The 9,829-nt window shown below is 37.4% G+C and carries 9 protein-coding genes; 2 read left to right on the top strand and 7 right to left on the bottom strand.

Annotated elements, in window-relative coordinates; translation table 11 throughout:
• The coding region (locus D0T60_RS18100; RefSeq protein ID WP_203558373.1) for a hypothetical protein at positions 1-258 on the top strand (258 nt) is incomplete at its 5' end.
• A gap of 137 nt (positions 259-395) precedes the next feature.
• On the opposite strand, the gene D0T60_RS18095 is transcribed toward D0T60_RS18100, so the two are convergent.
• Genes D0T60_RS18095 through D0T60_RS18065 form a run of 7 tightly spaced genes read right to left on the bottom strand, consistent with a single transcriptional unit; the run spans position 396 to position 8,734 of the window.
• Positions 396-1,631, bottom strand: a complete 1,236-nt coding sequence (locus D0T60_RS18095; protein ID WP_163219815.1) for a GIY-YIG nuclease family protein — start codon at positions 1,629-1,631, stop codon at positions 396-398.
• A complete protein-coding gene (locus D0T60_RS18090; RefSeq protein WP_163219813.1) occupies positions 1,631-1,906 on the bottom strand; it encodes a hypothetical protein in 276 nt (91 codons plus the stop codon). Before D0T60_RS18090 ends, D0T60_RS18095 begins: the two co-directional genes overlap by 1 nt.
• A complete protein-coding gene (locus D0T60_RS18085; RefSeq protein ID WP_163219811.1) occupies positions 1,906-3,885 on the bottom strand; it encodes a DEAD/DEAH box helicase in 1,980 nt (659 codons plus the stop codon). Before D0T60_RS18085 ends, D0T60_RS18090 begins: the two co-directional genes overlap by 1 nt.
• A complete protein-coding gene (gene rhuM, locus D0T60_RS18080; RefSeq protein ID WP_163219809.1) occupies positions 3,878-4,870 on the bottom strand; it encodes a RhuM family protein in 993 nt (330 codons plus the stop codon). The genes D0T60_RS18085 and rhuM overlap by 8 nt, the downstream gene beginning before the upstream one ends.
• Positions 4,871-4,895: 25 nt before the next feature.
• On the bottom strand, positions 4,896-7,655 hold the full coding sequence (locus tag D0T60_RS18075; protein WP_163219807.1) for a DNA methyltransferase: 2,760 nt from the start codon (positions 7,653-7,655) through the stop codon (positions 4,896-4,898).
• Positions 7,656-7,660: 5 nt separating this feature from the next.
• Positions 7,661-8,527 carry an HAD family hydrolase gene (locus D0T60_RS18070; protein ID WP_163219805.1) on the bottom strand — a complete coding sequence of 289 codons (867 nt, stop codon included), beginning with the start codon at positions 8,525-8,527 and terminating at the stop codon, positions 7,661-7,663.
• A gap of 6 nt (positions 8,528-8,533) precedes the next feature.
• Positions 8,534-8,734 carry a helix-turn-helix domain-containing protein gene (locus D0T60_RS18065; protein ID WP_163219803.1) on the bottom strand — a complete coding sequence of 67 codons (201 nt, stop codon included), beginning with the start codon at positions 8,732-8,734 and terminating at the stop codon, positions 8,534-8,536.
• 909 nt (positions 8,735-9,643) lie between these two features.
• Between D0T60_RS18065 and D0T60_RS18060 the strand changes: the two genes are divergently transcribed.
• Positions 9,644-9,829 (top strand): hypothetical protein (locus D0T60_RS18060; protein WP_163219801.1); only part of this gene is annotated, 186 nt, incomplete at its 3' end.

Genomic DNA, 9,829 nt, shown 5'->3' with positions numbered 1-9,829 from the left:
ACACATATACTAATTAATGTATCTGACACTTTTGAAAATGCGTTATCCCACGCCATGAAAGTCTATAATTGGCAAGGGTTTGGACTTGCAGTTTATAAAGATTATGCAGACTTCCCAACAAAGACCGAAATTGAAAAGCGACGGATCGTTTTCGACTTGATAAAGCAAGGATTGAATGATATTGCAGAAGTTGATAAATTAGACAGAGAAACACTCAATGAAGTTTTAGACAAAGTAGAAAAAAGCATTAAACAATAAATGCCGAACGCACATGATAAGATGACTGATGATGAACAAAACGGCTAAAAATAGAATATATTAGAAAATGTTTGCAGATGATTTTAATCAAGAGAAAGTTATTACTTCTCAAAATGAATTAATTGAGTCTACATACTTTATATATTTTTCAGATTAACCTCCAGTACTTTTCCTAAATGATATTCCACCGTTTGAATCTCTGCCGCATAAGTGGTGTCAATGACTTCCACTAAGGCCGATTCCCTGTCCTTATGATATCCAACATAGAACCGGATAGCATCATATTTTTTTAGGTAACGGATACCTGTTTCTTTCTCAACCCATGTATAGGACGCGATTTTGCTTTGTTTTAATTCGCGGTATTCGATTTTCTTTTCTCCTGAAAGTATCTCTTTGAAATACTTATCCTTGATAATTAGTGAGAGGATATTCCATCCATCTGTGTTTATCTTCTCTGAAACGATACGATCTTCCTTTTCTTCTATTTCTTCCAGCATTTGCAGTTGATGATTGTAGCGATATTTTGTGATCGATCCATCTATGATATGCTGAATAGCAGATTTGATAATAGGAAGAGGTACAATAAACCATTCTCTTGGTTTATGCTCTTTCTCTGCTAAATCGAAAACTTTAAGATGAAATTTAACCGCTGAAAAGAACCGATGAATAAGGTCTTCAAAGATCTGTGTTTGCATATTATACGTTTTCCAGTCGGCTACGATCTCTACTTTATCCATCAGGTATGTAGGTTCATATTCTGCATTTTTTATCCTTTCTTTGACAGGAGTGGTCGAAAAGCCAATTTTATAGAGATCTTTTTGACCTGCTATCTCCGGATGTTCAGACAATGAACGTAGGATATAAATCCAACCGTCATGCACATCCTCTGTGTTTACTTTAAACGATTCTAAAGCAAGATGGTCTTCCTCCTTACTTTCCGTAATGATAAATCCATCTGTATAGATGTTTTTTCCTAACGTGCGAAGCTTGATATCCGACTCCATCCCGTTTTCATAAATAACACGGGTACGACCATCCTTATGTTTGTAGTTTCGCTCGTCTTTATGTAGATCAATGATTTCATCTAAATAGACCATCACTCCACTAACAATATAAAATCCTCCTTCGCGCAAGGCTTTTTCATTATATCTGCCCAAAGAACGTTTACCTTCCTTTAAGTCTTGATGTACCCGTTTAAATAGAGGAGCATACTTATCAAAATCATCACAAACTTTCCGTTGTGCAACATAGTCTGTTTTATCTCTTTCTTTTTTCAAACGAAGAGCTTCCGGTAAAGTGAATAGTTCTCTTTCTGTATCAGATATATCAAATATCGGATCCTTTAATATGTCATCCAATTCTTTGTCGTCCATTATATTTCTCCGTCTAAAAGATTAAACTCATCCCATTTGCGAACAGATTCACGTTTCCAATCGACTTCCCGAATGCCTTTCAGTTGCATAGCATACGTCCTTTCAGGCCTTCCTGCTTCTATAGAAGGTTCTCGTTTATTATCTCTATACCAATCATTAATTGCCAAGAAAGCCTCTTTAATCCGGTCGTCAGTTGTTGCTTTGGGAGTTGTTGGATGAATATGCACAAATTCGGGTTCATTAAAAATATCCAGTAATTCCTGTGGCCATTCCATCAGTTACCTCCTTTCTTTTTAATTGAGGGTTCGTAATCTAACCCCATCTCTTTGCGTATCTTGTAGTTCTTTATCACATTAATAGCTTGTGCCAATCGTTGCACTTTTGGATCCGGATCATTGAGTGAGGGAGGATTCGTATGCGATTGTTTATACATTTGATAGGGACCTTTGTAAAGGATAACCGCTTCTTCGATAGTCATCGGCATTTTCTTTTCGGAAATGGTATCCTGTATCACTTTCAATACCGGTGCAGTTACCTCTTTAGACATAATTTCATAAGCTCGCTGAAAAGGATTGATTCGTTCAATCATGTTTATGCTTAACTGATCTATATTGATAAATGTATTTGTTAGTTTCACAAATCGGTTTCCATCCGAACCGGTTTGTTCCTCTTTGCCTCTGACCACCATTTCCAATAAAAGTCTCTGGCGAATCTCTTCGTTTTCATCTTCCGAGATATCTGGATAAGTTTCCTGAATGATTTTAGGGATAATTACTTTATTGATCACTTCAGGAGGAGTGTCTCCTCCCAGTGCTTTAACAATCATTGGATTTTGAAGTACCGTTGCTTTCAAATCATCCAACTGTTCTGTCACGATTTGTGTAGAGCGAGCAGACGAAAGAGGCTTAAGTCCTTCTACAATGATAGAACGCTCCTTTTTCCCATCTTCTTCATCTCTATCTAATCGTGTTTTAAAGTTCCATGAGGGAGCCATTACCTGTTCCATCAAAAGCGAAGCTGTAATAGCTTTCAGCATATCATTTACGGCATTGGCTACATCATCCTGCGCAGCATCGGGTGCAGCAATCAGATTGGTAAACTGCGCATGCTCTTTCCCTTTGCAGTCGCGAGTGCAGCGACCAATGATTTGTACAACTTCGGTTAGCGATCCGCGCACTCCGATGGTAAGACATTGTTCACACCATTCCCAGTCAAAACCTTCTTTGGCTGTGCCAAGGGCAATGATAATATCTACATCATCCTTGTGCTTCATATTTTGTAAGTAAGATTGAACGATGATTCTCTTTTCCGGCTTGTCTTCTACCAAATCGGCAATTTTTAACTTCCGTCCATCCGATGTTTCCACGATAACAAGACCTTTAATGTAATCATGGTCTATTTCATTTCCACACAAATCGATAATTTGTTTTACCTGATGATATTTATCCATAGCTCCGGAAGCGCGCGCATTGACAGAAGGAATATGTATAATGGTTTTCTTTGTTGTATCCAAAACCTTTCCCAAAGCCGTAAGATAGTGCCCTTGATAGAAATGATAGCCCAGTCCCAGTGTTTTGAGATACTGATAGCCATTGAGCTGTTGATAGTAGTTGTAAGTTACAGGATGAAATAACACTTCATCTTCCGAACGCAATACCGGCACGCCATCACCGCGAAAATAAGAACCGGTCATGGCAAGTATGTGGGCATTGGTATTATTCATTATACGACGAATACCCTCTCCTAGTCCACTGTTTACATCGGCCGATGTATGATGAAATTCATCAATGCCAAACAAGGTGTCGGAGAGTGCCTCATCTGTTAGCTTTTCCAATCCGAAACGCAATGTAGCGTGAGTACAAACCAATATCTTCGCCGAGCAAGAAGAGGAAAAAAACTCACGAAAGCGTTCAACCTTATCTTTTTCATTCTCGGTATCGCATAGATTATAAGCTGGTGCAACTGTCCAATCAGCGAAAAAACCAAATTTTTTCAGGTTTGTGTTTTTAAATGAACGGCCAATACTCTTTTCCGGCACTGCCACTACCACTCGTTTCAGTCCTTGGTTTACCAATTTATCCAATGCCACAAACATCAATGCACGCGATTTGCCCGATGCAGGAGGTGCCTTCACTAAAAGAAAACGTTTATCTTTAGCCTTATACACCTTGGCTTGCATATCGCGCATGCCAAGTGGATTGGTTTGGCTTGAGAGGCCTGTTTGATCATATTTAATTTCGACGATGTTATCCATTGTTCTTTTTCCCTTTCTGTAGTTTTTCAATATCGTTGGCTAATTCTCGAATACTATTCAAGTGTTCTATAGCTCGCTGCTTCTCTTTATACTGTTCATATTCTTGATTTGCTTTGCTTAAAGCCAATTGATGAGAGATACGCCCAGCATCTTCCAGTATACTTTTTTCGTTCATCATTAAGACCAGCTTTAGCTTTTCAATCCAATCCTTCATATACATAGGTTTGTGAGCCAAGGCCTGTGCTTCGGCATAAGCTAAGAATTGTTCAACAATAAGTTTTAGTACATTCAATTCTTCCTCTTTCAAGTAGTTCTTTCCTACTTTAATATCCGATTTTAATACCTTGTCAGCTTTCTCGGTAGAAGTAAGTCCCATCATAGGAAGTGAAGCATTTGCCCGATAGTAAATTAGTTCGGCAGCGGTTTTTCCACTTACTGCCCAAAGAAGTTTATTTTGTACTTCTTTGAAGAATGCAGTTGATTGTTCGTCCGAAGGGTCATAGTCAATACTGGTTTTATAAATCTCTTTGATTTGCTGATAAAACATACGTTCGGAAATGCGAATCTCCCGAATGCGTTCCAACAGTTCTTTGAAATAATTCATCGATGAACCCGTTTTGAAGCGTTCATCGTTTAAAGCAAACCCTTTGATGATATAGTCACGTAAGCGTTGTGTGGCCCAAATACGGAACTGTGTACCTTGTTGGGACTTAACCCTGTAGCCTACTGAGATGATAACGTCAAGGTTGTAGTACTTTACAGGCTTATCTGAATTAGCAATGTGCAAAAAATGCACATTGCTTTTTTCATCCAGTTCCCCCTCTTTAAATACATTCTGAATATGCTTGGTTATTACGGACCGTTCTCTATTGTAGAGAATTCCCATTTGTTCTTGAGATAGCCAAACGGTTTCTCCCTCAAATAAAACATCTATTTTTATATTTCCGTCTTGCGATTGATAGATAAGTAATTGGTCGTTATTCATATTTATGAAAATCTTTTCGTTAACATTACTTTTTCTTACTCATCTCCTCATACAACCTAAACAAACATTCCAATCGCTCTTCATCATTCTCAAAAGGCTTTTCTTGATAGCAACTATCCACAATTAAATCCAACTCATGATGTGCTTGACGAAGATCTTTCGGCATTTTGTCGGGGTCGTACAGTTCAGCCAGTGTTTTGCCGATATGATAGTCGCGGATATCTAAGACATGGTTGGCAGCGGCCTCGATTTGATTTTTTTTCTCATCGGAGATGGAGGGGAAGGGGAAGGTGTTGTAACAAAGTGAACTTGAGTATTGAATGTCTGACTTCATTTTCCCACCAATTGTCCGAACCCATTGGATATGCATTTTAGAATTTAAGAAACCAAATACAAAAACAGGACAATCATCTATAACAAATGAACTCCCACTAGCTATAATTTCTTTTGATAAAATACCCATTGGAATATATTCTCTTTTTTCTGACGAAACTTTGGGTATTATTACATAATCAGAGCTTGGCTGTCTAATTTCTCCAAATTTATAAGGTGTCTCTGCGGCTGCTACAGTTTCTTTTCTATCACTGCTTAATCGATAGTTTCTGTTTTTTTCTATTTTATCTTTTATAAAGGGAGATGTGATATTCTTAATTTCATCATCATTAATCCAAATGCACCACCTCTCTTTTCCTTTGATAAATTCTTCTCCTCCAATATAAGGTTTTATATATTGAAGATTATCAAGATTTTCTTCTTCCACTGCCTGTTTTTCAAAGAAATCCAGTATTAAGTTCCCATTGTCTATAGGCATACTCCCGTAGTTAATTTCAGGTATGGTTGAAAGTCTATTTCTTCTTTTTTCTACAATAATATTGCTAGCATCAAGTAGGTAAGGATTGATGTTATTGACTGTTTTTTTGTAAAAGCCTCCTGTGACTTCATTATATGTAATAATACTTCTATTTTTTTTGTCTATCTTGGAAAAACCTATTATGACACAATGAACATTTGCATTATGTTTTGCTTTGTTATTCCATTTGAAAGGTTTGTAAGCGAAATTTACAACAATACCTTCTTCTATTAATATTTTCCATAGAATGCTAACATGCTCCCCTTGGCAAATTGAATTTGTGGAAACAAGAGCTGCAAAGGCCCTTCTTTTTTTCATAAAAGAAAGTGATTTCATGAACCAAGCAGATACATAATCTATGATTCCGACCCCTTTCCTCTCATTGAAGACAATTTTAAGGTCCTGTTTATTCTTGTCATTTTGCTCCTTTTTTCCAGCAAAAGGCGGATTCCCCATCACAAACACCTCTTCTTCTGCTGTATGTGGACAAACCTCATTCCAATCCACCCTGCATGCATTTCCATGATGAATATTTGAATTTGCTTTCAGCGGCAGCGCATTTACCACCACTCCAAATTCTTCTGTAAACTTACAATTCATTTGGTGTTCAGCCAACCAAAGGGAGAGAATGGCTGTTTCGCAAGCAAAGTCATCAAGTTCGATACCATAGAACTGACTGATATGAATCATGCTAAACACATTGTTGAATGATCCTTGTTTATCAATAGAGAGTATCAGTTGGAGAATATCGTTCTCTAATCGCCGCAGACTTTTATAGGTAATGATAAGGAAGTTTCCACTGCCGCAAGCGGGGTCAAAGAACTTCATCTTACTCATCCGAAGAAGTAGTTTACGACAATCAGTTACAATACTCTTGCACTCTTTTTCAAAGTCCTTCTGGTTACAAGCACCGATATCAAGTTTGCGTTTCTTCTCATCAAAGATATTTTTCATCTTGTAGAACTCTTCATAAAGTTCGTCTAAGAAGAGTGGACCGATCAGTTTCATGATATTGGGCACACTAGTATAGTGCATTCCTAAACCACTTCTCAATTCAGGTGTTACCACCGCTTGAATCATCGACCCAAAAATATCCGGATTAATATCTTTCCAATTCAGGCTACCACATTCGAGTATGAGTTTTCGTGCTTTCAATCCCAAACGAGGTATCTGTATTCTTTTACCAAACAGTCCCCCGTTTACATAAGGAAATTGCGCGTATGCTTTATTAAGCGAAGCATCGCGCCCAGGCTGTTCCATCAAGTTAAAGATGGTGGAGAGATATTCTGAAAGGTCGCTTCCATCTGCTTTTGTAAACTGATTAATGGCGTTGGTAAACAAATCTTTTTCGAATATTCCTGTGTCTTCGGCAAAGAAGCAAAATAGTAGCCGGCTCATAAAGATATTCAGGTCATGCAAGTCGGCTTCGTTAGCATATTCATTTTCACGACGAATCTCATCGTGCAGTTTAGCCATCTTATAGGCTGCTTTTACATCGGCATCATTTTCTTCGAACGCACGGTATTTACCAATCCCCCAGATAGGAGAAAAGAAACTGTAGTCGGTATAAAGCAGACTAAGTTTATTTTCATAAGTTTCATCTACGGCTGGATCGTATGCAAGTATAGAAAGGCCATCGCTTACAGCCAGAATAGGAGGGGCGTTTTTTTTTACTTTCTCATCTGCCTTCATATCCTCCAGCGTATCCATCATCCTCTCGGTATCAACGTTGCAATATGCTAGTGTCTTTTTTATCAGCAACCCATCAAAGGTAGCAACTGTTCCATTTCCCTTTTTATATCGATCAATAATCGTTGTGGTTGCTCCAAAACAGGATAGAAGCATAAATGGTATATCTTCTTTATTGACTGGAGTTTTGAATATCTCCAGTTTGTTTCCAATCTGACTGTATGTAAGTGATGTTTTTATGGGCATATAGTTTATTCCTTATCTGTGCTACATTTTGATTTATGGTTTTCTTGCAATGTATTAAAGTCTATATCTGCTTTAATCTTATCAATAATAGTTTTGACGACCTTGTACATTTCCTTATTCTCGGAGTAATCTGCCGAACAAACAAAGTTTACTCTATTTTCTCTGATTAGATTCTCCGCAGTTTGCTTTTTCTTTGAAGAACCGGGCTTATACACCGCAATAGAATGGCCACCTTGGTCTTTTATTAACTTCATACAAGGGATATCGGTTTCTCCATCTCCAAAGTATATCATATTCGAAAAAGGTACACGTCTATCTTTCTCTGGGATATGCTGATTTATTTTGTGGTTGTCACTAACCTTCTCTATTCCTTTGTTTATTTTAAAAAGAAACTGCGTTTTAGCTGTATAGTCTACGGCTACTGCTGGCCAAACAGCCTTTCCATCAACATCATATAGATACGAGCAGGCATATATCTTTTTGAATTCCTTAAAGATTGGAGTTCCTTCTATCATTTCTGTGAGTCCAGATGAGTTGATGTAATGTTCTATGTTTACCCCAACACTCTTACCATAGCTATTAATCAAGGTAAACCATTCCTTGACACCTTTAAATAGCTCAACATCCTTTCCGAAATTACGGAAAGAATCCCTTAACAGTGAAATGCTTTCGGCTTGAGCAGCTTGTAACATTAGATACATATAACACAAGATTCCACTCGCATCATTGTCTTCTGATAGTTTTTTATTCTTTCCCCAAAAAGCTTTGGAATCCTTTCCTATGGCTTGAATAAATCCAAACTCTTGCATATTCCCGGGAGACAAAGTTCCGTCAAAATCATATATTAATGCTACTATGGGCTTCTTTGACATAATCTATTATTTTTTATTCTCAACAATACGTTCCCTGATGCTAACCTGCAATGTTTCCACAATCTGGTGCAGAACCTCCAAACTCGGCTGCTGTCTATTACAAGCATAAGCATTTATTAAACTAAAGCTTTTTCCAAGCTTTTCTGCCAACCATGTTTGCTTAATTCCTTTTTTATCAAGGACTTCTTTTATTCTGTTCAATTCCATTGGATTATTTTTCTATGAAACATACAAAATGTACGTACAAATATAAACAAAAATCTGCTAAGTAAGTGTTCAGAATTAATTTATACTATTTGTTATCATCTACTCATTATCAATGAATCCCCTACGGGGATTTGTGGTTGTATAATTTATTTTCTATTGATATGAATGCCCTACGGGCAAGTGACTGTAATATGGTGTGCACATCTAATGCCCTTCGGGCATTCATGTCAATAGAAAAGCATACATTATGATACAGGTCTTAATCCCCGTTAGGGGATTCATCTTCAATTAATGTACTCAATATATATAAAACTAATTCTGAAAACCTACTTATAAAAATAAAGCAAGGATAAATATCCCTGCTTTATCACACGGCTTTTTCATTTAAGAAATATTGTTCATTACTTGTTGTTGTAATAAAAATCCTTATATTCGTGCACAGCGATGCCGAAGCACCGCCTTAGGTATTTCTTCTTATCGTTCATTTTTTTAATATTTTTTGCAGGCGGAATTCAATATTAACTTGTCTTCCGCATTTCAAAAGGTAATAATAGACAAGATTAGAGATAAAGGAGCAGACTTCGTGATCGAACTCCTCCCTCTCCCTCACCTTATACACCGTCCCCCTCTTTGCCTTTCTCGCCTCAAACACATTCTTTAGCGAACGTCCCTGCGACATAGCTGCCGTCCGGCTATACCTGAAACCCGAACGCTTTGCCCGAATGTATTATTCTTCCAATTGTGCAACCAATGTCATGGAGGCCCGTCACGGGTTCGGGACGTTGGCAGGCTCTAACTCTTAACTTTGCAAAATTGGCAATATTTCATAGTTTTATATGGGATGTACTGCTTGTTTGACGGATAAATAGTATTTTTGGAGGCGGTGCAGAAGACAAAAAAACAAAAATTATGTGGATATATTTTTCAAAAAGCAGTTTCGGAACTTATGGAGGAGGATTGAAAGAGCCTTTTCAATATTTTGGTAGGATAATTTCCGACAAATTTAAGAAGGAGAATATTGAACTTCCTTTTGAAGAAATAGAAATACAACTCGCATTCTTTTCGCCCAAAGCAAAAAAAGATAAAACTTATACT

The sequence above is a fragment of the Bacteroides sp. 224 genome (assembly GCF_010500995.1).
GTDB lineage: Bacteria > Bacteroidota > Bacteroidia > Bacteroidales > Bacteroidaceae > Bacteroides.
This window is presented reverse-complemented; position numbering and strand designations above follow the sequence as displayed.